The following is a 24,088-nucleotide window of genomic DNA, read 5'->3' as shown; positions in this document are numbered from 1 at the left end:
AACGGCGGGTTGGGTTTCCGGCGACTTCAGTCGCCCTTTTTTCACCACATGGTGAATTGGCGCCACACCGCCGCCCGCGGTTTTGAACAGCGCTGTCGAATCAGGACCCCCAAAAGCGAGGATGCGCCGGCGCCGCGGACCGGGTGAGGCTGGCGCGACAACAGCAAGGAAGTCGCCATGCGTATCGCCCTCCCCGGAGCCGCCCTGGCTCTCATCGCCAGCCTGTCCGCCGTTCCGGCCCTGGCCGAGGAATGGCAGGCCACCAAGGTCGCCTGCGCCGGCGCCTATGGGGCGCTGGCCGAGGAGGTGCCCGCCCACGTGGCCTGGGGTCCGAATTTCGGGAACGGCACCAACCTGACGACCATCGACTGGGCCGCCCGTCGTCAAAGCCTGCTGAAGGCCAATCCCGGGATCGCTCGCGAGGCGGGGGACTATGAGGAAAACTTCCGCCAGATGCTACGCATGGACCGCATCGACAACGTGGCCAGGGGCACGGGCGTGGTCATCGAACTGTCGATGCGTTGCGACCAGGCCTTCGGCAACTCGCCGTCGTTCGTGATTCCGCCGAAGCGCTAGCCGATCAGCGTCTCAAAGCCGGCCGCGCAGTAGCGGTACAGCCGCTTGCGGACCGCATCCAGATCGTTGGAGCGACAGAGACCCTCCGACAGCTGGTCGATGCGGCCGGTCTCCGACAGGGCCAGCATCATGGCGCCGGTCAGGAACTGGTAGCCCCAGTAGAGCTCGGTCAGGTCAGCCCCCGGCCTGGCGCGCTTGAGGGTGTCGACCAGCTGGCGGACGACGGGATCGAAGAAGCGGTGCATGGTCTCGCCGCCCCAGGCCGGGGTGTTGTTCACCTGGGCGACCAGGGCGAAGTAGTTCTTCCAGCCGGCGCCGCCGGTCAGCGACCGCTCGATCAGCGGCTCGATGAAGGCGGTGATGACGCCCAGCGGCGTCATGGTTCCGGGATTGGCCGCTTCATAGGCGTCCATCGACGCCTTGCGGTCTTGGTTGAGAATCTCGGCCCGGCGCAGGAAGACGGCGTCGAACAGCTCGCGCTTGGCCCCGAAATAGTAGTGGATCAGGGCCGTATCGACGCCGGCCTCGGCGGCGACCTGGCGGGTGGTGACGCCATAGAAGCCGTGCCGCGCGAACAGCCCCTCGGCGGCGTCCAGGATGGCCTGGCGCATGTCGCTGCCGGAAGATTTCGCCGGCCGCCCCCGCCCATCCTTGCGTGGCCTGCCCCGTGTCGCGGTCATGGGGGACATCGATAGGCCGCGCCGGGGGCGTCTAGCAAGTCGAGGCAAGGTCCGGGAATTCAAACTCTCCCCCCGTGAAGCGGGGGGAGGACCGCTTTGGAGCGTGAGCGACAAAGCAGGAGGGGGGACCCCTGCCTGACGACTATCCCGACCGCCGGTGGGGCCCGCCTCCTGGTTTCTCGCTTGAGGCTCGAAACCTGTCCTCCTCCCGCTTTCGCGGGGGGAGAGTTTGGAAGGCCGCCCCCGTTACACCCAGCATCCGTGAAACCCGACCGGCAGCGGCACATCGGCCCGCCAGCTGCACACCGGCCCGGCCGATACCCGGGACGCCTCGAACACATGCAGCTCCGTCGCCCGCGCCTTGAGGTTCAGCGTCGTCCCGACCAGCCAGCCGTCCAGCTCCCGGCTTGAACCCGGCCGTGCCACGAAGACGAACTCCTCGGCGCAATGGTCCGGCCCGAAGTCGAAGACATCGGCCTTGCCGGTCTTCCAGTCGCTGACCGCCACCCCTTGCAGGAAGGGCTTGGCCGGGCCGCCGCCGACGGTGTTGACCACCGTCTTCATCCGCCCGCTCCCCGCGAACCGGGGATCGGTCTTCGGAAACTCGGCCGGCAGGGCGGTGACCTCGATCCGTCCCTTGCCGTCGGCCCCGAGGGTGATGAAGCTCAGCCGCGTCACCTGCGTCTCCGGCATCTTCAGGGCGGTGATCTGCGATCCGCCGCGGGCCGCGAAGCTGGCGTCGGCCTCGGTGCAGGCGTCGAAGCGGATGGTCCCGTCGGCCTCTTCCCAGGCGTCGCCCAGGTGGAAGGCGAAAAAGGCCGGCAGGTCGAAGATCCGGCGCTTGGAAAAGTCGTCCTTGTCGACGACCAGAACCTGCGTCCCCAGCTCCGGCCGCCAGCTCATGCTGGCTGCGAACGGCATCACCCGTTTGTCCTGGATCCAGGGCTGCAGCACGATGACCAGCGACCGCGCCGTGGCCGTGAAGTCGTGGATGTAGCTGGCGCGGGGCAGGGGCAGCATGCCGGTCTTCAGCAGCGAGCCGTCGGGGTTGAGGGTCCAGACGATGGCCTGCTTGCCGGCCACCCCCAGGTTCCACACCCGGCCGTTCGGCTCGATGCGCGGATGGGCCAGGAAGGGCATGTGGGCCAGATCCGGCGCGTAGGTCTTGGGCCCTTTGGTCGCCAGGGTGTCCGGGTCCAGGGCGATCGGCGAGCCCTGTTCCCAGAGGGCCAGCAGTTCGCCGCCGATCGGCAGCAGAGCGGTGTTGGCGGCGTTGCTGTCGTCGGCGCTGCGCACCGTCGCCCCCTTGGCGGCCGTGGCCGCGAAGCCCGGGCTGACCAGGGCGCCGAAGGCCTGGTCCTGCCGCCGCTTGAAGGTATCGACGAACCGGCCGGCCAGGCTGGCTCGCCCGTCGCGGATGCGGAAGGCCCGCACCAGGCCGTCGCCGTCGAACCAATGGGCCGGCGTTCCGGTCCCGCGCCGGAACCTGGCCGGTCCGTTGCGGTAGAGGGTCCCGGCCAGCCCCTTCGGGGCCCGGCCATGGATCAGCCGCAGGCTGCGGGGCGCCAGGTCGGTCTCGATATCCCCGACCGCCAGGGCCCAGGCGGGATTGGCGGCGGCCGAGGCGGCCAGCACCGCTTCGGGGGTGATGGCGGCGAGGCTGGTTCCCGCAAGGGCGGTGAGGAAGGCGCGGCGGTCCATGGCGGTTCCGATCAGTCGATAGTGATGGACTGGGTGGCGCCGTTGGCGCCGACCTCGAACACCGCGTCGGCCCAGGCCGGCGGGCCCATGGTCGAGGGAGCGTTGTTGGAGGCCGAGTAGGGCTCGGTGGGGATGCCGAAGGCGTTGGTGTTCATCCGGCCGTCGCCGTCGATGTCGTGATAGACCTTGAGGGCGTAGCGGCCCGGCTTCAGGCCCTTGATCGACTGGCCGACGGTCGCGCCGTTGACCTCCAGGCGATAGCCGCCGACCGGATTGCCGCCGGCGAAGGCCGCCTCGTTGTCGTACAGGCCGACGAACAGCGCCCCCCTGGGGGCGGTGATGCCGGAAAAGGTGACGCTGACCTCGCCGGCCTCTTGCGCCTGGGCGCGGGGGGCGTTCACAACCGCGATGGCGGTAAGCAGTGAGGCGGCGAGGGCGGCTTTGGCGGATGGGGAAAACATGGCCGGTGTCCTTGGCTGGGTTGCGATGACCCTGACCTTGGCGGCCTTCCGATGAGCTCGCAGCCGCAAAGCCGTGGGCCGACGCCGCCCGTTCGCGAACGGACAGGCCCCGCCGCTCACGCTTCGTGGATGACCACCGCCACCCAGAGCTTTGGGGCCAACCGCCATGTGCGCGGTGTCGTCCTGGCCCTGCTGGCCGGCGTCTTCCTGGCGGTGACCGGCGCCTTCGAGACCGGCGGCGGCAGCCTGACGGCGCGGCTGATCTACTGGACGCTGATGATGCTGATCGGCTCGCTGACCGGCCTCGGCATCTCGGTCTTCACGGATCGTTTCGGCTGGCTGGAGGAGCGGCCCTGGCTGCAGGGAGGGCTGATCGTGGTGCTGCTGACTCCGCCCCTGACCCTGCTGATCTGGTTGGTCACGACCCTGTTCTTCTGCCGCTGCGGTCTGCCGGTCTCGCGTATTCCGCAGTTCATCGTGCCGGTGCTGGTCGTCACGGTGGCCATGACGGCCCTCAACTACCTGGCCCAGAAGAAGCCGGAGGAGACCCATGCCGCCCCCACCGGCGCCGCGCCGCCGAGGTTCATGGATCGCCTGCCGCCGAAGCTGCGCGGCGCCGAGCTCTACGCGGTCGAGGCCGAGGACCACTATCTGCGCCTCCACACCAGCAAGGGCCAGGACCTGATCCTGATGCGCCTCTCTGACGCCGTCGCCGAGCTGGAGGGCATCGAGGGCGCCCGCACCCATCGCAGCTGGTGGGTGGCCAGGGAGGCGGTCACCGGGGCCAGGCGCGGCGACGGCCGGGCCACCCTGTCGCTGAAGGGCGGCGGCGAGGCCCCGGTCTCCAGAGCCTACGCCGGCGCCCTGCGGGCGGCCGGCTGGTACTGACGCCGCCCTTGCCATCTTCGCCGCCTTGCAGCATCTAGGCGCCAGGCGGTCCCCCAGATCGGGGGCCAAGAGGGAAGGGGGTGTGAATCCCCCGCTGTGCCCGCAACTGTCAGCGGCGAGGGCCGCATCGGTCCTTCTCCTTCACGGGAGAGGGCGCCACTGGGAAACCGGGAAGGCGACGATGCGAACCTTATGACCCGCAAGCCAGGAGACCTGCCGCCGTCGTCGTTCGTCCGTGGCCCGGGTCCAGGCTGTCGGCGCGGGGGCTCCCGTTGAAGCGACCGTCGGCCGGCGCGCCGACGTTGTCGCTTGCCTGATCCCCGCCACGCGGCGCCGCGCGGGCTCCTTTGAAAAGGAGAACGCGCCATGCGTTTCACTCCCCTGCTTCTGGCCGCCAGTTCCCTGGCCCTGCTCTCGTCCGCCGCCTATGCCGCGGACGCCGACGAGGGCGACGTCGACGCCGTGATCGTCACCCGGCTGCCGACCGAGCCTCAAGAGGTGCTCGGCCTGACCGTCATCACCGACGAGGACATCGACCGCCGCCAGGCCATCTTCGCCGCCGACCTGCTGACCACCACCCCCGGCCTGTCGCTCAGCCGCAATGGCGGCTTCGGCGGCGTCACCACCGTCCGCACCCGCGGCGCGGCCGGCGACAAGACCCTGGTGCTGCTCGACGGCGTCGTCCAGAACGACGCCTCCAGCCCCAACGGCGGCTTCGACTTCGCGGCCTTCGACCTGGCCGATATCGCGCGCATCGAGATCCTCGAAGGGCCGCAGGGGTCGCTCTGGGGCTCGGACGCCATCGGCGGGGTGATCAGCTTCACCAGCCGGGACCTGAACGGCTATCGCCTGAACCTCGAGGGCGGCAGCTTCTCGACGATCCGCGCCAGCGCCGCCGGCGGCATCGTCACCGACCGCTTCGCCGTCGGCGGCTCCGTGGCCGGCTACAGGAGCGATGGCGTCTCGAAGGCCGCCAATGGCTCCGAGGACGACGGCCTGGAAAGCTGGACGGTGTCGGTCAACGGCCGCTTCGACCTCAGCGACAAGGTCAGCCTCGACGGCCGCGTCCGCTACAACGCATACGATGTCGATATCGACGGCTACGATGCCTTCTTCGCCTTCGGCGACACCGCCGACCGCGCCAAGGCCGAGGCCTGGTCCGGCTTCGCCCGGCTGAAGGCCGAGGACGTTATCGGTCTCGACCACAGCCTGTCGGTCGATCTCTATGACATCCAGCGGGACAACATCTCGTCCTTCTCGTCCTCCTACGAGGCTGACCGCAGCACCATCCGCTACACCGCCGGCCGGGGCGGGGCGGGCGATCCGCTGGCCTTCGTGGTCGGGGTCGAGCGCGACGACACCGAGGCATCGGTCAGCACCGGCGCCAAGGCCGACCTGGGCTCGACCTCGGCCTTCGGCGTCATCCGCTTCTCGCCGGTCGAGCCGCTGACCCTGTCGGGCGCCCTGCGCTACGACAATCCCGATGAGTTCGAGGCCAAGACCACGGCCCGCGTCTCGGCGACCTGGGCGATTGGCGCCGGATTCGCGGCCCAGGCCAGCTGGGGCCAGGGCTACAAGACCCCGACCATCAGCCAGACGGTCTGCGACTTCTGCTTCCCGGCCGGTCCCTCGGTCGGGCTGAAGCCGGAAACCGCCGAAGGCTGGGACCTCGGCCTCTCCTGGCGCTCGCCCGACGACCGGGTCTTCCTCCAGGCCACCGGCTACCGGCTGCAGGTCGAGGACCAGATCTCCTACGGGACAGGGCGCTATGTGAATATCGACGAGACGCTCAGCACCGGGGTCACGGTCACCGGCGAACTCAATCTGGGCCAGTTCCTGATCAAGGCGAACTACGCCTATACCGACGCCGTCAACGAGGCGACGGGCGCGCGTCTACTGCGCGTTCCGGAGCATGCCGGCGCCGTCAGCCTCGGCTGGAGCAACGACCGCTTCAACGCCTTGCTGACCCTCCGGGCCGAGGGCGAACAGGCTGACAGCAACCCCTCGACCTTCGCCAGCGAGACCCGCGACGGCTTCGTCACCGCCGACCTGGCTGGCGGCTGGACGCTGAACGAGGCGGTCACCTTCACCGCCCGCATCGAGAACCTGACCGACGAGAACTATCAGGAAAGCCTCGGCTACGGCGAAGCCGGACGCGCCGCCTATATCGGCATCCGCTTCCGCAACTGATTTCGGCTGAAAAGAGTCCCTGGGTTCGGAACGCAATTGGCGGACCGGTGTTTACTCATCGAAGCCGCCCGATTACGCCCCCCCGAAACCCAGGGCGGTTTCCAAGAGCCCGCCAACTCCCCCCGTTGGCGGGCTCATTTCGTTTTGGTCGTCCCCCTCGGGGGAGGTGGCAGCGGCGAAGCCGCTGACGGAGGGGGTCACCGCCTCCGTCTCGGGTAAAACTGTTTGCGGCTGAACCGCCGGTGGGGACCCCCTCCACCATCGCTGCGCGATGGTCCCCCTCCCCCGATGGGGGAGGATCTTACGCCGCGTACTTCGCCACATCCTGGCGGCCGCCCGTCAGGTCCAGCACATCCCGCATCGCGAACGCCGGATCGGCCCCGTGAAGCGCCGCGTAGACCCCCCGCGCGAAGGTCATGTCGGCATGGGTCTTCACCCGCCAGTCCAGATTGGACAGGTCGCGCGGCGCCGCGAAATTGGCGTGCCGCCAGCGCACCGGGTCGGCCCGCAGGAAGGCGGTCGGCGAGGTGCGGGCTTCGGGGTCGCGCGGCGCGCATGCGGCGGCGATCAGGGCCGGGGCGGCGATGACCTCGACCTCCATGCCCTTGGGAAAACCGAACCAGCCGCGGTTGGCGACATAGTCGGCGCCGCTGTCGAGGGCGATGCGGACGGCCTTGTCGACGATGGCCGGATCGACGAAGGGGGCGTCGCCCTTGATCCGCACGACATGCGTCACACCGGCGTTGCTCTCCGCGCAGCGGGCGTAGCGGCCGAGCAGGTCGACCGGCGCGCCGCGAAAGACGGCCTGTCCCCGCGAGACGAGGAAGGCGGCCAGCGGGTCGTCGCTGGCCTCGACACTGGTGGCGACGACGATGCGCGACAGGGTGCGGGCGGCGCGCAGCCGCTCGATCTGGCGCTGGATCATCGGCTGCCCGGCCAGGCTGGCCAAGGCCTTGCCGGGCATGCGCTGGCTGGCCATGCGGGCCTGCAGGATGGCGAGGATCATGGGCGTTTGCTCCTTCTGAGCGGCGCGCCAGGCTTCTGTTCGCGTTTTTACGCGGCGGCCCAGCTGCTCCCGGAATCGAGGGCGACAGGGTCATCGAGGGCCATGTCGTCCCAGTTGAGATCAGGCGGCGGGCTGGCGGCGGCGGCGATGATGGCCGACAACTCGGCGGCGGTGGTGGGGCTGACCAGAACGGCGGAGGCCTCCGGGCGCGACAGGGCAAAGCCCAGCGCCGCCTGCAGGGGATCGCTGCGGCCCTCGGCGATCATCCGGCGCACGCGCGACAGACGCCCGGCGGCGCCCTTCAGGGTGGCGGGCACCCGGTCGGGCGGCAGGAAGAGCAGGCCGTTGAGGAAGACCGAGCGCAGTTGCACCTCGATGCCCATGGCGGCGATGCGCGCCAGCGAGCCATCGACCAGCAGCCGCTGGTCGAGCAGGGAGGCGGGGGCCTGCACCAGGTCCGGCTTGAAGCGCCGGGCGACGCCGCAGGGATCGTCCGAGGCATGCACCGAGATGCCGATGCGGGCGAACAGCCCCTGACTCTTCAGCGCCTGCAGCCGGTCCCACAGGGCCATGCCGTGCGGGCCGAACAGCTCGCCGACGCTCGGCACGACGATGGCGTCGGCCCGCTCGACGGCCAGCCGGCGCAGAGAGGCGCGCGCCTCCTGTTCGACGAAGTCCGGGCCCCGGTCGGCGCGGACGCTGTTGAGGGTCAGGCGGAAGGAGGACGGACGCGGGATCAGGTCGCCGAGGATCTGTTCGGCGCGGCCATAGACGCCCGAGACGTCCAGCACCGACAGCTGGCCGCGGGCGGCGATATTCAGGATGTCGCGCGCTTCCACCTCGGGCGGACGCGAGCGGGGGCTGGGGCTGCCGCCCAGCCCGAACTGGGCGGCGGAGAGGCCGAGCTTGGACAGGGGGAAACTCATGCGCGTCCTTCTGGAGCGGCCAGATGACTGGGACTCGAATACAGGGGGTCGAAGACCGGCCGGGGCCGGGCGAAGATTTCGGCCAGGTTGCGGGCCATCATGGCCGGCAGCACGGCGGCGTAGGCATCGACCAGGGCGGCCACCTCGACCTCGCCATGGGCGGCGCTCAGGGCATGCGGCCCGACGACGATCAGGCCCCGGGCCGTCATCTCCCGCATCCACAGCCCTTCGAGGATCGGGGCGGCGAACAGCGGGGTGGGCAGGGTCGGATCGCCGGCCAGGGTGAAAACGCGGGCCGCGCCGGCGCGTTTGATCAGGCTCTCGACCTCGGTCTGAATCTCGGCGCCCAGCACCTGCAGGTGCGGCGCGACCGGGGCGATGCCGAGGGTTTCCAGGGTGGCCGTGGCGGCGGCGAGGCTGTCGCCGCGCGGGGCGGGCAGGTCTTCGGGATCGAGGGCGGCGATCAGGTCGTCGCTGCCGGTGATGGCGCCGATCGGCCGGCCGTTGGCGATGCCGGCCCCGAACACGGAAAAGTCCGGCCGCACGTTGGAGAGGCCCTGCACGCCCTGGGCGTGGACGCGGAAGCCGCTGGAGCCTTCGTCGAAGATCAGCAGGGCGCCGGCGGCGGTCGCCGCCTTGCGGGCCAGCCGCAGCTGGCCGGGGGTCATGCCGAGCGGATCGACCAGCACGGCGGCCAGGTCGGTCTCGCCGTTGCAGACCCCGCCCTTGGGATCCCAGACGGCGACCCGCCGGCAGCCGGTGACCTTGCGGGCGGCGGCGACGGCGGCGGGCAGGGCCTGGCCCTCCTCGGCGCAGAGGGCGACGGCCGGGCGGCGCGGCAGCAGGGATGAGAGGGCGGCGGCGGCGTCCGTCGCCGTGGCCTTGCCGGCCGCGACGGCGGCCTCGATGCGGGGATGGGCGTGGCCCAGCAGCACCGCCCCGCCGGCCATGTCGAAGTCGATGCGGACGGCGCCGTCCTCGTCGGTCAGCCGGCAACCGGCGGCGACCGGCCGGCTGGGCGCGCGGCGGACAAAGCGGTCGGCGGTGAAAGCGGCGTTGGGCATGGCTGCCTCGCCCTCATGGTGAACTCAGCGGCAACCATGCGCGCCAACACCTTAAGGGAGGGTGCCCGAAGCGTTTCGCTGGGGTTAACATGGGGGGTGATCCAAGCGCTTCCAGACTGGCCTCTGTATGGCCTCGCCGACGACCAGCGGCCCGCCCTGCGCGCCCTGCGCGCGGCCGGCGAGCCCGCGGTCATGGCCACCATCGTTGCGCTCGGCGGCGGCGGCCCGCGCCCGGTCGGCGCCCAGATGGTCTTCGGCCGCGACTTCGTCAGCGGTTTTCTGTCGGGCGGCTGCGTCGAGGGCGACGTCGCCCTGCACGCCGCCGCCTGCCTTGAGGACGGCGAGCCGCTCCGCCTGGTCTATGGCGAGGGCAGCCCCTGGCCCGACATCCGCCTGCTGTGTGGCGCCCGGATCGAGATCGAGCTGCAGCGCCTCCTGCCCGACGACGCCCAGGTCGGCGCCGTCCTCGCGGCCATGGACGCAAGGCGGACCGCCGGGTTCACGACGGCCGGCGGCTTGTCCCTGACCTATGAGCCGGTCTGGAAGCTTATCGTCCTCGGCGCCGACCCCACCGCCCTGGCTGCCGCCACCCTCGGGGCCCAGTCCGGCTTCGAAACCACGCTCATCCGCCCGCGTGGCCCGATCGCCTGCCCGTTGGCCAATGTCGCCTACCGCCGGGACGAGCCGGCGCAGGCGCTCTCTGCCGTCGGTCTGGACGCCTGGACCGCCGTCGCCATCTGCGGCCACGACATGGACATCGATCACGCGGCCCTGACCACCGCCCTGCCGTCCGACGCCCCCTACGTCGGCCTGCTCGGCGCCCGCCGCCGGCTTGGCGAACGGCTGGACCGCCTGCGCGCGGCCGGGATCACCGAGAGCCAGCTTCAGCGGCTGCGCGCCCCCATCGGCCTCGACCTCGGCGGCAAGGCCCCGTGGGAGATCGCCGTGGCCGTGGTCGGAGAGGTCATCGCCGTCCGCCATGCGGGGGGACCGGTTGGCCGCGAAGCGGCCTACCTGTCCCCGGTCAGCACCGACCGCTGACCCACCTTCGATCCAGCCGGTTCGCGCCCAGGCGTCTGGAGCGCGCCCGTCATCGACCTCCTGCGCAAGCCGGGGACAGGTAGGCCGCAAGGCGGCCAACCCGTCCCCACCCTAGAACCGCTGCGCGCCGTCCAGTCGGATCGTCGTGCCGTTCAGGAAGTCGTTGTCGCAGATGTGGCCGGCGAGAATGCCGTACTCGTCCGGATCACCCATCCGCTTGGGGTTGGGCACCATCGGCCCCCAGTGGGCCTGGGCCTGTTCGTCGGTCATCCGCGAGGAATAGGCCAGGGTCAGGAAGGTGCCCGGCGCGATGGCCACGGCCCGGATGCCCAGCGGCGCGAGATCCCGCGCCACGGTCAGGGTCATCCCGATGATGCCGCCCTTGGCCGCCGAATAGGCCGCCTGACCGGGCTGGCCTTCGTAGCCGGCGATGGAGGCGGTGTTGATGACGACGCCGCGCTGGTTGGACTCCAGCGGCTCGTTGGCGGCCATGGCCTCGGCCGCCTGGCTGGTCACCGCGAAGGCGCTGTTGAGGTAGACGTTCACCGTGTGCATGAACTGCGACAGCGGCAGCCGCTTGCCCTCGCGGTTCACCGTCCGCGCCGGCCCGGTCGAGCCCGGGGCCGGCGGTCCGCCATGCACCACCACAGCGGCGCGCAGGGGCGCCAGCGACACGGCCTTGGCCACGGCCTCGGCGATGCTGTCTTCGCTCATGATGTCGGTGTGGACGAAGACCGCGCCATTGCCGACTTCCTTCGCCAGCGCCTCGCCCCGGTCGGCGTGCACGTCAGCGATGACCACCCGTGCCCCGCGCTGGGCGAGGCGGCGCACCGTGGCGCTGCCGAAACCGCCGGCCCCGCCGGTGACGAGGGCCGATGCGTTGCTGAGATCCATGATGTCCTCCCTGTTTTGCGGGGAGGCCATCACGTTGAAGGCGCGTTGAAAAGATTCACGTGGCGTCAGGCCCCGCGCTTTTGGGGACGGGTTGGCGCGAAGCGCCTACCTGTCCCCGGTCAGCACCGGCGATAGATGCAAGCGCGCTCCAGACGCATCGCGCCAACCGTCTGGATCGCGCCCCGGAGCAACTCTCGGCGCAAGCCGGGGACAGGTAGGCCGCAAGGCGGCCAACCCGTCCCCTACGCCACCTCGAACTCGGCTTCGGTCTTGGCCTTCACCTCGTCGAGCGACACGCCCGGCGCCAGTTCCAGCAGCTTCACCCCGGCGCCGCGGCCGATGGAGAAGACCCCCAGGTCAGTGATCAGGGTGTCGACCACCGCCTTGCCGGTCAGCGGCAGGGTGCATTGCTTGAGCAGCTTCGGCGCGCCGGTCTTCTCGCAATGGTCCATGACCACCACCACCCGCTTGACGCCGGCCACCAGGTCCATGGCCCCGCCCATGCCCTTGACCATCTTGCCGGGCACCATCCAGTTGGCCAGGTCGCCGTTGGCCGCCACCTGCATGGCGCCGAGGATGGACAGGTCGATGTGCCCGCCGCGGATCATGGCGAAGCTGTCGGCGCTGCTGAAATAGCTGCTGCTCGCCAGCTCGGTGATCGTCTGCTTGCCGGCGTTGATCAGGTCGGCGTCGGCCTCGCCCTCATAAGGAAAGGGCCCCATGCCCAGCATGCCGTTCTCGCTCTGCAGCGTCACATGCATCCCCTCGGGGATGTAGTTGGCCACGAGGGTGGGAATGCCGATGCCGAGGTTCACATAGAAGCCGTCCTGCAGCTCGCGGGCGGCGCGGGCGGCGGTCTCGTCGCGGGTCCAGGGCATCAGACGGCTTCCTTCTGGCGGGTGGTGACCCGTTCGATCCGCTTCTCGAACACGGCGCCCTTGAAGACGCGGTCCACATAGATGCCGGGGGTGTGGATGTTGTCCTTGTCGAGGCTGCCGATCGGCACAATCTCCTCGACCTCGACCAGGCAGACCTTGCCCGCCGTGGCCATCATCGGATTGAAGTTCCGCGCGGTCTTCCGATAGATCAGGTTGCCCTCGGCGTCGGCCTTCCAGGCCTTGACGATGGACAGATCGGCGGTCAGCCCGCGCTCCATCACATACTCCTCGCCATCGAACTCACGCACTTCCTTGCCCTCGGCGACCAGGGTGCCGACGCCGGTCTTGGTGAAGAAGGCCGGAATGCCCGCGCCGCCGGCACGGATGCGTTCGGCCAGCGTCCCTTGCGGATTGAATTCGAGCTCCAGCTCGCCGCTGAGATAAAGTTGTTCGAACAGCTTGTTCTCACCGACGTAGCTGCTCACCATCTTCTTGATCTGCCGGTTCTCCAGCAGGATGCCCAGGCCGAAGCCGTCGATTCCGCAGTTGTTGGAGACGACGGTCAGGTCCTTCACCCCGGTCTCGCGGATCGCCGCGATGAGGTTCTCAGGAATGCCGCAGAGGCCAAAGCCCCCCGCCATGATGGTCATGCCGTCGAAAAGCACCCCTTCGAGGGCTGCGGCGGCGTCCTTGCGGACCTTGTCGGCCATGAAAGCTCCTGCGGCTGGAAAACCGGCGTCCTTTCGCCCATCTCCCGGGGAAATTCAACCGTTGGTGAATTATCGGTCGCTGACCTTGGGATACCTAGCATGAGCAACGCAAAACGCGACAGCAAGGTCCTGCTGGTCATGGCCCACCCGGCGCTGGAGAAGAGCCGCGCCAACAGCCTCCTGTGGTCCGCCTCTGACGGGCTCGACGGCGTCACCCGCCACGACCTCTACGAGACCTTCCCCGACTTCGTCATCGACGTGCCGGGCGAGAAGAAGAAGCTCAAGGAGCACGACGTCATCGCCCTGCAGTTCCCCTTCTACTGGTACGCCATGCCGGCCCTGATGAAGGAGTGGTTCGATCTCGTCTGGCTGCACGGCTTCGCCTACGGCAAGGGCGGCGACAAGCTGAAGGGCAAGAAGCTGTTCGTGGCCACGACCACCGGCGGCCCGACCTCGGCCTATCACAAGCTCGGCTACAACCACTTCACCATGGAGGAGTTCCTGCGCCCGCTGGAACAGACCGCCGACCTCTGCCAGATGCAGTGGGAGACGCCCTTCGTGGTCCACGGCGCCCGCATCAAGGACGCAGCCGCTCTGGAGGCGGAGTCGCAACGCTATCGCGCGAGACTCGCCGGCCTTGTCGGTGAGAAGGTGGAGGCGGAGTCGTGATGCCTCCCCCCACACTCCGATTATCCCGACGAAAGTCGGGACCCAGTATCTGCCAGCCTTTGAAAGCGTGGCGCCGATCAGAGCGAACCTCCAGCAAAAGCGGCCTCTGGGTCCCGACTTTCGTCGGGATAATCGGGATTTCGAGATGACCTGCGCGGGGATGAAATTTTGACCGAGAACCTCCTCCTCCAGGCCCTGGTCTACCTGACCGCCGGTGTCGTCGCCGCGCCGATCGCCAAGCGGCTCGGCCTCGGCTCGGTGCTCGGCTACCTGATCGCCGGCATCGTCGTCGGCCCCTTCGCCCTGTCGCTGGTCGGCGAGCAGGAAGACGTCATGAAGTTCGCCGAGTTCGGCGTCGTCATCCTGCTGTTCATGATCGGGCTGGAGGTCCGGCCGGCCCTGCTGTGGTCGATGCGCAAGACCATCTTCGGCCTCGGCGGCGCCCAGGTGCTGGTCACCGCCCTGGCCATCGCCGGTTTCAGCCTCGCCTTCGGCCTCAACTGGAAGACCGCCCTGGCCGTCGGCCTGGTGCTGGCCATGTCCTCGACCGCCATCGTCCTGCAGACCCTCGACGAGAAGGGCCTGCGGCAAGGCCCGGTCGGCCGCGCCGCCTTCGGGGTGCTGCTGCTGCAGGACCTGGCCATCATCCCGCTGTTCGCCCTCCTGCCCCTGCTGGCCGAGGCCCCGGTCCAGCTGATTGCCCAGACCGCCCACGCGGCGGAAGGTGGCGGCCATGGCGGCGGAAGTCTGATCGCCGACTTCCCCGGCTGGCTGCAGACCCTCGCCGTCCTCGCCGCCGTCGCCGCCGTGGTCGGCGGCGGCCGTTATGTGGTCCAGCCCATCTTCCGCTTCATCGCCCAGACCCGCCTGCGCGAAATCTTCACCGCCACCGCCCTGCTGATCGTCGTCGCCGTCGCCGCCCTGATGCAGATGGTCGGGCTTTCTCCCGCGCTCGGGGCTTTCCTGGCCGGCGTGGTGCTGGCCGAAAGCGAGTACCGCCGCGAGCTGGAGACCGACATCGAGCCGTTCCGCGGCCTGCTGCTTGGCCTGTTCTTCATCACCGTCGGGGCCGGCATCAACTTCAACATCATCCTCGCCCAGCCGCTGGTGCTGGTCGGCATCGTCATCGGCCTGATGGTCCTGAAGTTCGCGGTGATGTTCGGCCTGGCCCTGATCGGCGGAGCCACCGGCCGCGCCGCCGCCGCCGTCGCCACGGCGCTGGCCCAGGGCGGCGAGTTCGCCTTCGTGCTGCTGACCTTCACCGTCGGAGCCGGGGTCATCGGCGCCGACCTGGCCGCCCTGCTGACCGCCGCCGTCGCCGTCTCCATGGCGCTCACCCCCCTGGCCATGATCCTCTACGAGAAGGTCTCGGCGATGATGGACGCCGCCATCCCCGATGTGAAACCCGACGACCCCGACTTCGACGAGGCCGAGCCCGACATCATCATCGCCGGCTTCGGCCGCTTCGGTCAGATCACCGGCCGCCTGCTGCAGGCCAACGGCTTCAAGTCGGTGGTTCTCGACAGCGACATCGAACAGATCGAGGTCCTGCGCCGCTTCGGCCGCCGCGTGCACTATGGCGACGCCACCCGCCTGGACCTGTTGCGCGCCGCCGGCGCCGAGCGGGCCCGGATGCTGATCGTCGCCCTCGACGACAAGGAGAAGACCAGCGAACTGGTCGAGAAGGCCCGCCACGCCTTCCCCAACATCACCATCCTGGCCCGGGCCTTCGACCGCCGCCACGCCTACGACCTGCTGGCCAACGGCGCCGACGCCATCGAGCGGGAGACCTTCGAGGGCGCCCTGCACCTGGGCGTCACCGCCCTGCGGTCCCTGGGCTTCCGCGCCCACCGCGCCCACAGGGCCGCCGACTACTTCCGCAATCACGACCTGCGGGCCTTCGAGGAGCTGCGCCCCATGTGGGGCCAGGAAGAGGCCTACATGCTGGCCAGCCGCGACGCCGCCCAGACGACGGAACGCCTGCTGGCCGCCGACCTGGCGCGCATGAAGCCGGGCGGCGAGGAAGGCTGGGACGTCACCGGCCGGGCGGAGGACGAGCTGGAGGCGGCGAAGGAAGACGAGCGGTGAGCTTAAGCTGCGCGCGCTGCGGCCATCACATTCCGGTCCGGGGGCTGGAAACCGCGGAAGCGCGCGCCCAGTTGGGGGGCGCGGCGCGGGAAAGCCGGGTTCGCGCTATACAGTGGCTGGTCGCCAATCACGGCTACGATATCACCGATGGCAAGGTCATCATGAATCACATCACCGGCGAGGCGATGTCCGGTGAGCGTCAGTGCTACAAATGCGGATCGACCGACATCGAAGACGGTGTGCCTTGCCCCCAATGCCGCAGTCTGGTGCTGGATTGGTAAGCGTCACTGATCCGGCAGCGCCCGTTCCAACTGCCACCGCTCCTCCTCGGGCGCGGCCGCCAGGGCCCGTTCGATCTGCCGGCGGGATTCCGCCGACAGCAGCCAGGCCTCGACCTCGGCGCTGATCCCGATGTCGACATCGTCCCGGAACGGCGGCTGCCCGTCCTCGTCGGTGAGCGAGTCCATCCAGCTCACCCGCAGCACCGCCAGATGGATCGCGGCCCAGGGATCGGCAGAGGCCCGCCATTGCTCGAGGAAGGGCGTCACTTGGGTGAGCCGCGCCAGGCCAGCCAGCCATTCGCCCGGCCCGTTGGCCGCGTAAGGCTCGGTCAGGGCCGCCGCGAAGGCCGCCCCGAAGACCGCCAGAACCGCCTCGCGCCGGTCGCGGCGCCAGCCACTCCACTCGCCATAGACCAGCTTCCCGGCCAGCACGGGCGGGTCGAATCCCATGTGGCTGTTGGGCCCGGTCGCCAGTTCCAGAATGCGCGGCAGGAAGTGTTGATAAGCGCGGGCGTCGCCGACCGTCGTCATGGCCCATCCGGCGTAGGGGCCCAGCTGGTCCTCGCTCAGCTCGGCCAGCGGCGCCCCGGTCAGCCGCTGCAATAGTTCCTCGGGCTTGCGGTGCGGCGGGGCGTCCAGGCGGCGCGGCGCGCCGACATCGGCGAAGGCGGCATAGGCCTGGCCGATGGCCAGCGCCAAGGCGCGTTCCGCCCCGCTCACCCCTTCACCAGATCATCCGCATGCACCATCGGCCCGGCCGTGTAGCCGATCACCGCCTCGATAGCGTCCGACCTCAGCCCGGCGATCTGCTCGGCGTCCACGGCGTCATACCGCGACAGCCCTCGGCCGATCTCCGCGCCGTCCTCGCCGACGATCAGCACCGCGTCGCCCTTGCCGAACCGGCCCTCGACCCGCCGCACCCCGGCCGACAGCAGGCTCTTGCCCGACATCAGCGCCTTCGCCGCCCCGGCATCCACGACCAGCGTCCCGGCCGGCGACAGGCTGCCGGCGATCCAGCTCTTGTAGGCCGCCGCCGGCGTCGTCCCGGCCTCGATGATCGTCGCCGCCGCCCCTTCTCCCAGCGCCCCAAGCGGCCGCTCGCGCCGCCCCAGCGTGATGATGGTCGCGCAGCCGGCCCCTTGCGCGATCCGCGCCGCCGCCAGCTTGGTGGCCATGCCGCCGGTGCCGACCCCGGCCCCGGCATTGGCCCCGCCGGCCATGGCGACGATCTCCGGCGTCAGCGTCTCGATCCGCTCCAGGCGCCAGGCCGCTGGATCCCGGCGCGGGTCGGCGGTGTACAGCCCGTCGATGTCGCTCAGCAGCACCAGCCGGTCGGCCCCGATCATCTGCGCCACCCGGGCGGCCAGCCGGTCGTTGTCGCCGTAGCGGATTTCCTCGGTGACGACGGTGTCGTTCTCGTTGACCACCGGCACCGCCCCCAAACCCAGCAGGGTCTCGGTCGTCGCCCGGGCGTTCAGCCAGCGCCGCCGCACCTCGGTGTCGTCGCGGGTCATCAGGACCTGGGCCACCGTGCGGCCATGCGGCTCGAAGGCCTCTTCCCAGGCCCGCATCAGCAGGGACTGACCGGCCGCCGCCGCCGCCTGCTTCTCCGGCAGGGTCAGCGCCTTGCGGGTCAGCCCCAGCCGTCGCCGGCCCAGCGCCACGGCCCCGGACGAGACGACCAGCAGCTGCGTCCCGTCCTGCATCAGCCGCGCCGCGTCGGCCGCGAAGGCCGTCAGCCAGGCGCGGTCGGCGTCGCCGCTGGCCGCGTCGGCGACCAGGGCCGAGCCGACCTTGACGACAATGCGTTTGGCCCCCGCCAGCATGTCAGATCACTGGCCGGGCTTGGGTTTTTTGAGCTTGGGCAGGGTCACCACCGGGGCGGAGAACATGTCGGCGGCCTTGTCGCAGGCCATGGCCACGCCGTTGTTACGCCAGACGGTCATGGCGTCGGCCTTGGAGAAGGCGATCACCACCTGGCATTCGCCGTCGCCCTGCCGGCCGCAGACCAGCGACCCGGCGGCGTTGGGGGCGCAGACTGTCGCCCCGGCCACCTTGACCGACCAGATCAGCACCTCGCCGTCGATGGCCGGCCGCACGGAGGCCGGTGGGCCGAGCTTGGAGGTGAAATGGGCCTTCGGCCGGCCCTTCAGCGCGGTGAGGGTGTCTTCCAGCTTTTGCGACGGCGGGGCCGGCTTGGCCGGGGCCACGGGCGCGGCGGGCGCGGTCGCCGCCGGCGCATCCGCCGCGGGCGGCGGCTTGGCCTCCGCCGGGGCGGGCGTCGCCTGGGCGACCAGCAGCATCATCGAAAGGGCAAAGGCGATCATGGGAAACTCTCTGAACGCTAGACGGGAGACCAGGGCGCGTCGTCGGCCAGCGTATCGTCTTCGTCTTCCTCGAAGATTTCACCGCGCTCACGCCGCACCATCCGCCAGCACTCGCGCAGGATGTCCCGCACATTCTGGCCCGAAACCCCGGACACCAGCCGGGGGGTGATGCCGGTGGCCTCGCGGAACTCATCGACCCGCCACTGGGCGGTCTCGGCGTCGACCGCGTCGATCTTGCTGAGCGCGACGATCTCGTTGCGCTCGGCCAGGCCCTCGCCATAGGCCTCCAGCTCGGCCCGCACCGTCTTCCAGGCCCCGACGATGTCGTCCTGGGTGATGTCGACCAGATGGATCAGCACCGCCGTGCGCTCGACGTGGCCGAGGAAGCGGGTGCCCAGCCCCTGGCCTTCCGAGGCGCCCTCGATCAGTCCAGGGATGTCGGCCAGCACGAACCGCTCGCCGACCGACAGGTCGACCATGCCGAGGTTGGGGGCCAGGGTGGTGAAGGGATAGTCGGCGATCTTCGGCTTGGCGGCGCTGGCGGCGGCCAGGAAGGTCGACTTGCCGGCGTTGGGCAGGCCGACCAGGCCGGCGTCGGCGATCAGCTTCAGGCGAAGCCAGATGGTCTTTTCCTCGCCCTCCTGGCCGGGGTTGGCGTGTTTGGGAGCCTGGTTGATCGGGCCCTTGAAGCGGTCGTTGCCCCAGCCGCCGTTGCCGCCCTTGGCCAGCAGCAGGCGCTTGCCCGCCTCGTCCATGTCGGCGATCAGGGTTTCCTTGTCCTCTTCGAGGATCTGGGTGCCGACCGGAACCTTGAGCACCACGTCGTCGCCGGCGTGGCCGTGACGGTTGCGGCCCATGCCGTGGATGCCGGTGCCGGCCTTGAAATGCTGCTGGTAGCGATAGTCGATCAGGGTGTTCAGACCCTCGACCGCCTCGACCCAAACGTCGCCGCCGCGCCCGCCGTCACCGCCGTCCGGGCCACCGTATTCGATGTACTTCTCGCGCCGGAACGACACAGCGCCGCCGCCGCCGTTGCCGGAGCGGATATAGATCTTGCACTGGTCGAGAAACTTCATGGATCGGCTTATGAATTCAAACGGGGGCAGGGAGAAGGCGCCGCCCTTACCACAAGTTCACTTGAGGTGCGCGGCTTTCGCCCGGACAATCGTCCGATCACCGCAAGGCCCACACCATGACCCGCGCCCCGAAGAAGAGCGAAACGCTCGAAATCCGTCTCCCCTACGAGACCAAGACCGCCTTCATGGCCCGCTGTCGCCTGGACGGCGTCACCGCCAGCCAGGCCCTGCGCGCCGACATCGAGGCCCGCCTGTCCCGCAAGGTCGCGGCCCCCTGGAAGCAGGTTCGCGTCCTCGCCGGCGCGGCGGTGATCCTCGGCGTCGGGGCCAGCGCCCTGCCGTCCCTCGCCGCCGCCGTCTCCGGCCCCAGCTTCGCCAGCCTCGACAGGGACCGCGACGGCGCCCTGGCCTTCCGCGAGTTCGCCGCCGCCCCGGTGCGCATCGAAGCCGGCGGCCTGAAGTTCACCGCCGACCCGGCCCTGACCCGCCAACTGCAACGCCGCGCCTTCGACAGCTGCGACGCCAACCACGACGGCGTGCTGTCGCCGGAAGAGTTCCACAAGGGCGTGCAGGTCTGAGGGCATCCCCACCCAAAAACACGCTGTCATCCTCCGGCCGCGCAGCGGACCGGGGGACCCAGGGCGGCTCTGGATAGACTCCCGGCAGTCTTTACGCGGACAATGGGTCCCCCGGTCGCCCTGCGGGCGCCGGAGGATGACAGCGATGGTGAGCGTCACCCGATCTGCTTGAAGAACCGGTCCCACTGCAGGTCCAGCCAGGTCCAGGGCTTCAACAGGCCTGCGCCGGGATGCCACGAGGCCAGCACCATGTCGGCCCGGCCGACGATGTCCTGGGCGGCGACGAAACCGACCCCGCCCGCCGCCGTCGGCCAGCGGCTGTCCAGCGAGTTGTCACGGTTGTCGCCCATCATGAAGTACTGGCCCTCGGGCACGACATAGACGTCCGTGTCGTCCCCCGGCCCCTGGCCCCGGTCGAAGGTGGCCCAGGTCCGCCCGTCCGGCAGCCGCTCGTCGAAGCGCAGCGGATGGACGTCCGGATCGTCCCGATCCTCCGCCGGCCCCATCGCCAGGCGCGGGATGGCCACGCCATTGACGCTCACCACCCCGCCCGTGACCCGCACCCGGTCGCCGGGCAGTCCGATGACCCGCTTGACCAGCGTCTTGTCCGGATCGACGCTGCTGCGGAACACCACCACCTCGCCGCGCGTCGGCCCATTCCCCAGCACCCGGCCCTCGAACAGCGGCGGGGCGAAGGGGAAGGAGGCCCGGCTCCAGCCGTAGGCGAACTTCGAGACCACGATGTAGTCGCCAGTCACCAGCCCCGGCTCCATCGACGAGGACGGGATGGTGAAGGGCTGCCAGGCGACGATGCGGAAGACCAGCGTGAGGCCGAGCGCGATGGCGACGGTGCGCAGGATGTCGAGGGTCTCGGCCAGCAGGGTCGGCTTGGGGGGATCGGCGGCGTCGGTCATGGCAGGCTCCGGAAACTGGGCCGCCAGCAGACCCGCCGCCTCGTCCGACCGCCAGCTCATCCCTGTCCGGACGCCCCTGAAAACCTGTCCGGACAGACCCGCCGTCCCCGCCGGAGCAATATGTCTAGACATATTCATCTTGCGGCAGCGGGGGACCCGTTGAACCGCCCCCACAAGACCCTGCGGGCCCTGAGCGCGGTGAGACAGGCGATTCAATCTGTCCCTCAGCCCCCGCCCGGCGTCTCCCGCGCGGCCACAAATCGACCCACAAACCCCGCGCATCGGCCACGCCGCGACCCACGCCATAGGCTACATCCCCGGCCGCCCGGCCAACCCGAAACCCCACGGCGCAAGGGTTTGAACCCTCTTTTCCCGCTCGGGGCGCGGCACCGCCCTTTTTGTAGGTCGGGCGGCCGGCGATATAATGGGTTGCCGCTTCGATAGGCGGGGCGCCAGTCTGCTGGCCGGGGAGACCAATCATGACCACGCCCGCCGCGCCGAAGCCCTCCGCGTCCTGGATCGCCATCGGCCTCTGCCTGCTGGCGGCCATGCTGGAGGGGTTCGACATCGCCTCCATGGGGGTGGCGGCGCCCAGGCTGGTCCCCGACCTCGGCCTGACGCCAGGCGAGGCGGGCGCTGCGTTCAGCGCCAGTCCGCTGGGCCTGTTCCTGGGCGCCCTGATGGCCGGGCCGTTCGCCGACCGGCTGGGCCGCAAGCCGGTGCTGCTGGCCTCGGTGATCATCTACGGCCTGTTCAGCCTGGCCACCGCCTGGGCGCCCAACCTCGACGTGCTGCTGGTCATCCGCTTCCTCTGCGGGGTCGGCCTCGGCGGGGCCATGCCGATGCTGCTGGCCATGTCGTCCGAACTGGCCGGCGAAAAGCGCAAGGCCGTGACCGTCGGCCTGGTCACCGCCGGCATGCCGCTGGGCGGCGCCCTGGTCAGCCTGCTGGCCCGCACCGACGCGGCCCAGGCCGACTGGCGGCTGATCTTCATCGTCGGCGGCGTCGCGCCGCTCCTGCTGGCCGTCTTGCTGATGCTGTTCCTGCCGGAGACCCGCGCCAAGTCGGCCGACGACGTGCTGACCGGCGACAGCCTTCACGCCCTTTTCGGCCGCGAGCGCCTGGCCACCACCGCCACCCTGTGGGTCAGCTTCGCGGCCATCGGCCTGGTGCTGCATCTGCTGCTCAACTGGCTGCCCAGCCTGCTGAACAGTCGCGGCATGGCCGGGCCGGACATCGGCGGGATCATGATCCTGTTCAACGTCGGCGGGGCGCTGGGCGGCCTGACCGCCGGCTGGGCCATCGACCGGATGGGGGCCAAGCGGCCCTTCCTGGTCATCTTCACCGTACTGATGGCGACCCTGTTCGCCATGGCTGGGCTGACGTCGATCTCCAGCCTGGCGCTGTTCGGCTTCGGGGCTGGCTTCCTGATCATGGCCGGCCAGTTCGGCCTCTACGCCCTCGCCCCCCAGCACTACGGCGAGAAGGTGCGCGGGGTCGGCGTCGGCGCGGCGGTCTCGGCCGGCCGCCTGGGCTCGGTGTTCGGGCCGCTGGTCGGCGGCGCCCTGCTCAGCCTCGGGGCCAGCAGCGGCGACGTGGTGATGGCCACCGTGCCGATCGTCGCGGTCGGCGGCTTCGCGGCCCTGGCGCTGACGGTGTGGGGGAAGAAGGCTTAGAGCGCGCCTACAGCGGCGCGCTCAGTTCCTGCACTTCCTCAAACGTCCGCAACCCCGGCTTCTGCGCGCACACCAGCACGGCCATGTTGCCCGGCGGGTGCTTGTTGGCCAGCATCTTCTCGTGGGCGTCCGGAATGGCGTCCCAGGTGAAGACTTCCGACAGGGCCGGATCGACGCGCCGGTCGATGACCAGTTGGTTGGCGGCGCTGGCCTGGGCCAGGTTGGCGAAGTGGCTGCCCTGGACGCGCTTCTGGCGCATCCACAGGAAGCGGGCGTCCATGGTCAGGTTGTAGCCGGTGGTGCCGGCGCAGATCACCACCATGCCGCCGCGCTTCACCAGGAAGACGCTGACCGGGAAGGTGGCCTCGCCCGGGTGCTCGAACACCAGGTCGACGTCGCGCTTGCCGGTGATGTTCCAGATGGCTTTGCCGAACTTGCGGCTTTCCTTCATGTAGTCGTCGAACTCGGGGCCGTTCACCGTCGGCAGCTGGCCCCAGCAGTTGAAGTCGTTGCGGTTCAGAACCGCCTTGGCGCCCTGGCTGAGCACATAGTCGACCTTGTCCTCGCTGGAGACGACGCCGATGGCATTCGCGCCTGCGACGGCGGCCAGCTGGGTGGCGAAGACGCCCAAGCCCCCCGAGGCGCCCCAGACCAGCACGTTCTGGCCGGGCTTCAGCTCATGCGGCTTGTGGCCGAACAGCATGCGGTAGGCGGTGGCGAGGGTCAGGGTGTAGCAGGCGCTCTCTTCCCAGGTCAGGTGACGCGGGCGCGGCATCAGCTGGCGCGACTGCACGCGGCAGAACTGGGCGAAGCTGCCGTCCGGGGTCTCGTAGCCCCAGATGCGCTGGCTGGAGGAGAACATCGGGTCGCCGCCATTGCACTCCTCGTCGTCGCCGTCGTCCTGGTTACAGTGGACGACGACCTCGTCGCCGACCTTCCAGCGCTTCACCTTGGCGCCGATCTTGTAGACGATGCCGGCGGCGTCGGAGCCGGCCACATGGACCGGCTGCTTGTGGCCGTCGAAGGGGCTGACCGGCGTGCCGAGCGCGGCCCACACCCCGTTGTAGTTGACGCCGGCCGCCATCACGAGAACCAGCACCTCGTCCTCGCCGATCTCCCAGGTCGGAATGACTTCGACCTGCATGGCGCTCGACGGCGAGCCATGCCGCTCCTTGCGGATGGCCCAGGCGTACATGTTGGCGGGTACATGGCCGAGCGGCGGGATCTCGCCGATCTCGTACAGGTCCTTTAGCTCGGTCTTGTCGAGGGTTTCAGTGGTCATCGGCGGTCCCCGTGGCGTTCCTGCTGCAATGCGGCAGGGGCCCGCGTCGTTCCGCGTACCCCGGCGCTGCAATCTTGAGGCCGGGATCGTGTGGCGCCGCCAGAAAGCTGGCAAGCGATTTTTGTGCGCCGCAACATGGTCGGCTGGCGAGTCCGTTGGACCAGCCCGCATTTACAGGCCGG

General features: G+C 69.9%; 24 protein-coding genes and 1 riboswitch. Of the genes, 9 read left to right on the top strand and 15 right to left on the bottom strand.

The window, feature by feature from the left end:
- Window positions 1–177: 177 nt before the first annotated feature.
- On the top strand, window positions 178–576 hold the full coding sequence (locus tag O5I81_RS20170) for a hypothetical protein (RefSeq protein ID WP_271066653.1): 399 nt from the start codon (window positions 178–180) through the stop codon (window positions 574–576).
- Here the strand turns inward: O5I81_RS20170 and O5I81_RS20165 are convergent.
- The 3 genes from O5I81_RS20165 to O5I81_RS20155 form a co-directional block, all read right to left on the bottom strand.
- Window positions 573–1,256 (bottom strand): TetR/AcrR family transcriptional regulator, encoded by a 684-nt coding sequence (locus tag O5I81_RS20165; RefSeq protein ID WP_271066652.1) that lies wholly within the window; start codon window positions 1,254–1,256, stop codon window positions 573–575. The genes O5I81_RS20170 and O5I81_RS20165 overlap by 4 nt on opposite strands.
- A gap of 246 nt (window positions 1,257–1,502) precedes the next feature.
- The gene (locus O5I81_RS20160) at window positions 1,503–2,957 is read right to left on the bottom strand and encodes a carotenoid oxygenase family protein (protein ID WP_271066651.1); all 1,455 of its coding nucleotides are present in this window, start codon (window positions 2,955–2,957) and stop codon (window positions 1,503–1,505) included.
- A gap of 11 nt (window positions 2,958–2,968) precedes the next feature.
- On the bottom strand, window positions 2,969–3,418 hold the full coding sequence (locus O5I81_RS20155; RefSeq protein ID WP_271066650.1) for a DUF2141 domain-containing protein: 450 nt from the start codon (window positions 3,416–3,418) through the stop codon (window positions 2,969–2,971).
- A gap of 129 nt (window positions 3,419–3,547) precedes the next feature.
- Here O5I81_RS20155 and O5I81_RS20150 point away from each other — a divergent pair, with 129 nt between their 5' ends.
- Window positions 3,548–4,306, top strand: coding sequence for a LytTR family DNA-binding domain-containing protein (locus tag O5I81_RS20150; RefSeq protein ID WP_271066649.1), 759 nt, complete (start codon window positions 3,548–3,550; stop codon window positions 4,304–4,306).
- A gap of 29 nt (window positions 4,307–4,335) precedes the next feature.
- Window positions 4,336–4,542, top strand: a riboswitch (cobalamin riboswitch).
- A 130-nt stretch (window positions 4,543–4,672) separates the two neighbouring features.
- On the top strand, window positions 4,673–6,496 hold the full coding sequence (locus O5I81_RS20145) for a TonB-dependent receptor (protein ID WP_271066648.1): 1,824 nt from the start codon (window positions 4,673–4,675) through the stop codon (window positions 6,494–6,496).
- 301 nt (window positions 6,497–6,797) lie between these two features.
- Here the strand turns inward: O5I81_RS20145 and O5I81_RS20140 are convergent, their stop codons facing one another.
- From O5I81_RS20140 to O5I81_RS20130, 3 genes are read right to left on the bottom strand one after another with little or no spacing between them, the layout of a single operon-like run.
- Complete coding sequence (locus O5I81_RS20140) at window positions 6,798–7,502, bottom strand: NTP transferase domain-containing protein (RefSeq protein ID WP_271066647.1); 705 nt, start codon at window positions 7,500–7,502, stop codon at window positions 6,798–6,800.
- 47 nt (window positions 7,503–7,549) lie between these two features.
- Window positions 7,550–8,428: a bifunctional regulator KidO gene (locus tag O5I81_RS20135; protein WP_271066646.1), complete on the bottom strand. Its 879-nt coding sequence runs from the start codon at window positions 8,426–8,428 to the stop codon at window positions 7,550–7,552.
- Window positions 8,425–9,492, bottom strand: coding sequence for a hypothetical protein (locus O5I81_RS20130; RefSeq protein ID WP_271066645.1), 1,068 nt, complete (start codon window positions 9,490–9,492; stop codon window positions 8,425–8,427). The genes O5I81_RS20135 and O5I81_RS20130 overlap by 4 nt, the downstream gene beginning before the upstream one ends.
- A 96-nt stretch (window positions 9,493–9,588) precedes the next feature.
- On the opposite strand from O5I81_RS20130, the gene O5I81_RS20125 reads away from it, so the two are divergent.
- The gene (locus O5I81_RS20125; RefSeq protein WP_271066644.1) at window positions 9,589–10,533 is read left to right on the top strand and encodes an XdhC family protein; all 945 of its coding nucleotides are present in this window, start codon (window positions 9,589–9,591) and stop codon (window positions 10,531–10,533) included.
- Window positions 10,534–10,644: 111 nt separating this feature from the next.
- Here O5I81_RS20125 and O5I81_RS20120 read toward each other — a convergent pair whose 3' ends face one another.
- From O5I81_RS20120 to O5I81_RS20110, 3 genes are all read right to left on the bottom strand, one after another.
- Entirely contained in the window at window positions 10,645–11,427 is a 783-nt protein-coding gene (locus O5I81_RS20120) for an SDR family NAD(P)-dependent oxidoreductase (protein WP_271066643.1), read from the bottom strand.
- A gap of 242 nt (window positions 11,428–11,669) precedes the next feature.
- Entirely contained in the window at window positions 11,670–12,305 is a 636-nt protein-coding gene (locus tag O5I81_RS20115) for a 3-oxoacid CoA-transferase subunit B (protein WP_271066642.1), read from the bottom strand.
- Window positions 12,305–13,015, bottom strand: coding sequence for a CoA transferase subunit A (locus O5I81_RS20110; RefSeq protein WP_271066641.1), 711 nt, complete (start codon window positions 13,013–13,015; stop codon window positions 12,305–12,307). The genes O5I81_RS20115 and O5I81_RS20110 overlap by 1 nt, the downstream gene beginning before the upstream one ends.
- 99 nt (window positions 13,016–13,114) lie before the next feature.
- Here O5I81_RS20110 and O5I81_RS20105 point away from each other — a divergent pair, with 99 nt between their 5' ends.
- From O5I81_RS20105 to O5I81_RS20095, 3 genes are all read left to right on the top strand, one after another.
- Window positions 13,115–13,684 (top strand): NAD(P)H-dependent oxidoreductase, encoded by a 570-nt coding sequence (locus tag O5I81_RS20105; RefSeq protein WP_271066640.1) that lies wholly within the window; start codon window positions 13,115–13,117, stop codon window positions 13,682–13,684.
- 168 nt (window positions 13,685–13,852) lie between these two features.
- Complete coding sequence (locus O5I81_RS20100; protein WP_271066639.1) at window positions 13,853–15,772, top strand: monovalent cation:proton antiporter-2 (CPA2) family protein; 1,920 nt, start codon at window positions 13,853–13,855, stop codon at window positions 15,770–15,772.
- On the top strand, window positions 15,769–16,053 hold the full coding sequence (locus tag O5I81_RS20095; RefSeq protein ID WP_271066638.1) for a hypothetical protein: 285 nt from the start codon (window positions 15,769–15,771) through the stop codon (window positions 16,051–16,053). Before O5I81_RS20100 ends, O5I81_RS20095 begins: the two co-directional genes overlap by 4 nt.
- A gap of 3 nt (window positions 16,054–16,056) precedes the next feature.
- Here the strand turns inward: O5I81_RS20095 and O5I81_RS20090 are convergent, their stop codons facing one another.
- The 4 genes from O5I81_RS20090 to obgE are packed head-to-tail and all read right to left on the bottom strand — an operon-like array spanning window position 16,057 to window position 19,456.
- On the bottom strand, window positions 16,057–16,752 hold the full coding sequence (locus O5I81_RS20090) for a hypothetical protein (protein ID WP_271066637.1): 696 nt from the start codon (window positions 16,750–16,752) through the stop codon (window positions 16,057–16,059).
- A 17-nt stretch (window positions 16,753–16,769) separates the two neighbouring features.
- Window positions 16,770–17,879, bottom strand: a complete 1,110-nt coding sequence (proB, locus tag O5I81_RS20085) for a glutamate 5-kinase (protein ID WP_271066636.1) — start codon at window positions 17,877–17,879, stop codon at window positions 16,770–16,772.
- A 6-nt stretch (window positions 17,880–17,885) separates the two neighbouring features.
- The gene (locus O5I81_RS20080) at window positions 17,886–18,380 is read right to left on the bottom strand and encodes a hypothetical protein (RefSeq protein WP_271066635.1); all 495 of its coding nucleotides are present in this window, start codon (window positions 18,378–18,380) and stop codon (window positions 17,886–17,888) included.
- Between the two features lie 17 nt (window positions 18,381–18,397).
- Window positions 18,398–19,456, bottom strand: a complete 1,059-nt coding sequence (gene obgE / locus O5I81_RS20075) for a GTPase ObgE (RefSeq protein ID WP_271066634.1) — start codon at window positions 19,454–19,456, stop codon at window positions 18,398–18,400.
- 116 nt (window positions 19,457–19,572) lie between these two features.
- Here obgE and O5I81_RS20070 point away from each other — a divergent pair, with 116 nt between their 5' ends.
- Window positions 19,573–20,034 carry an EF-hand domain-containing protein gene (locus tag O5I81_RS20070; RefSeq protein WP_348637274.1) on the top strand — a complete coding sequence of 154 codons (462 nt, stop codon included), beginning with the start codon at window positions 19,573–19,575 and terminating at the stop codon, window positions 20,032–20,034.
- Window positions 20,035–20,189: 155 nt separating this feature from the next.
- Here the strand turns inward: O5I81_RS20070 and lepB are convergent, their stop codons facing one another.
- A complete protein-coding gene (lepB, locus tag O5I81_RS20060; RefSeq protein ID WP_271069067.1) occupies window positions 20,190–20,948 on the bottom strand; it encodes a signal peptidase I in 759 nt (252 codons plus the stop codon).
- A gap of 479 nt (window positions 20,949–21,427) precedes the next feature.
- Between lepB and O5I81_RS20055 the strand changes: the two genes are divergently transcribed.
- Window positions 21,428–22,624 (top strand): MFS transporter, encoded by a 1,197-nt coding sequence (locus O5I81_RS20055; RefSeq protein ID WP_271066633.1) that lies wholly within the window; start codon window positions 21,428–21,430, stop codon window positions 22,622–22,624.
- Between the two features lie 7 nt (window positions 22,625–22,631).
- On the opposite strand, the gene ccrA is transcribed toward O5I81_RS20055, so the two are convergent.
- Window positions 22,632–23,906 (bottom strand): crotonyl-CoA carboxylase/reductase, encoded by a 1,275-nt coding sequence (gene ccrA / locus O5I81_RS20050; RefSeq protein WP_271066632.1) that lies wholly within the window; start codon window positions 23,904–23,906, stop codon window positions 22,632–22,634.
- Window positions 23,907–24,088: the final 182 nt, after the last annotated feature.

This window comes from Caulobacter sp. NIBR1757 (genome assembly GCF_027912495.1).
Taxonomy (GTDB): Bacteria; Pseudomonadota; Alphaproteobacteria; order Caulobacterales; family Caulobacteraceae; genus Caulobacter.
Note: the sequence above shows the minus strand (reverse complement) of the source record. Positions and strands in the feature narration are given on the sequence as shown.

What these genes read in the sequence shown, in the direction of transcription:
- ccrA (WP_271066632.1), bottom strand. Translation starts at nt 23,906, where the DNA reads ATGACCACTGAAACCCTCGACAAGACCGAGCTAAAGGACCTGTACGAG.
- proB (WP_271066636.1), bottom strand. Translation starts at nt 17,879, where the DNA reads ATGCTGGCGGGGGCCAAACGCATTGTCGTCAAGGTCGGCTCGGCCCTG.
- O5I81_RS20160 (WP_271066651.1), bottom strand. Translation starts at nt 2,957, where the DNA reads ATGGACCGCCGCGCCTTCCTCACCGCCCTTGCGGGAACCAGCCTCGCC.
- O5I81_RS20140 (WP_271066647.1), bottom strand. Translation starts at nt 7,502, where the DNA reads ATGATCCTCGCCATCCTGCAGGCCCGCATGGCCAGCCAGCGCATGCCC.
- O5I81_RS20135 (WP_271066646.1), bottom strand. Translation starts at nt 8,428, where the DNA reads ATGAGTTTCCCCCTGTCCAAGCTCGGCCTCTCCGCCGCCCAGTTCGGG.
- obgE (WP_271066634.1), bottom strand. Translation starts at nt 19,456, where the DNA reads ATGAAGTTTCTCGACCAGTGCAAGATCTATATCCGCTCCGGCAACGGC.
- O5I81_RS20055 (WP_271066633.1), top strand. Translation starts at nt 21,428, where the DNA reads ATGACCACGCCCGCCGCGCCGAAGCCCTCCGCGTCCTGGATCGCCATC.
- O5I81_RS20130 (WP_271066645.1), bottom strand. Translation starts at nt 9,492, where the DNA reads ATGCCCAACGCCGCTTTCACCGCCGACCGCTTTGTCCGCCGCGCGCCC.
- O5I81_RS20105 (WP_271066640.1), top strand. Translation starts at nt 13,115, where the DNA reads ATGAGCAACGCAAAACGCGACAGCAAGGTCCTGCTGGTCATGGCCCAC.
- O5I81_RS20115 (WP_271066642.1), bottom strand. Translation starts at nt 12,305, where the DNA reads ATGCCCTGGACCCGCGACGAGACCGCCGCCCGCGCCGCCCGCGAGCTG.
- O5I81_RS20145 (WP_271066648.1), top strand. Translation starts at nt 4,673, where the DNA reads ATGCGTTTCACTCCCCTGCTTCTGGCCGCCAGTTCCCTGGCCCTGCTC.
- lepB (WP_271069067.1), bottom strand. Translation starts at nt 20,948, where the DNA reads ATGACCGACGCCGCCGATCCCCCCAAGCCGACCCTGCTGGCCGAGACC.
- O5I81_RS20080 (WP_271066635.1), bottom strand. Translation starts at nt 18,380, where the DNA reads ATGATCGCCTTTGCCCTTTCGATGATGCTGCTGGTCGCCCAGGCGACG.
- O5I81_RS20150 (WP_271066649.1), top strand. Translation starts at nt 3,548, where the DNA reads ATGACCACCGCCACCCAGAGCTTTGGGGCCAACCGCCATGTGCGCGGT.
- O5I81_RS20110 (WP_271066641.1), bottom strand. Translation starts at nt 13,015, where the DNA reads ATGGCCGACAAGGTCCGCAAGGACGCCGCCGCAGCCCTCGAAGGGGTG.
- O5I81_RS20155 (WP_271066650.1), bottom strand. Translation starts at nt 3,418, where the DNA reads ATGTTTTCCCCATCCGCCAAAGCCGCCCTCGCCGCCTCACTGCTTACC.
- O5I81_RS20070 (WP_348637274.1), top strand. Translation starts at nt 19,573, where the DNA reads ATGACCCGCGCCCCGAAGAAGAGCGAAACGCTCGAAATCCGTCTCCCC.
- O5I81_RS20120 (WP_271066643.1), bottom strand. Translation starts at nt 11,427, where the DNA reads ATGGATCTCAGCAACGCATCGGCCCTCGTCACCGGCGGGGCCGGCGGT.
- O5I81_RS20165 (WP_271066652.1), bottom strand. Translation starts at nt 1,256, where the DNA reads ATGACCGCGACACGGGGCAGGCCACGCAAGGATGGGCGGGGGCGGCCG.
- O5I81_RS20170 (WP_271066653.1), top strand. Translation starts at nt 178, where the DNA reads ATGCGTATCGCCCTCCCCGGAGCCGCCCTGGCTCTCATCGCCAGCCTG.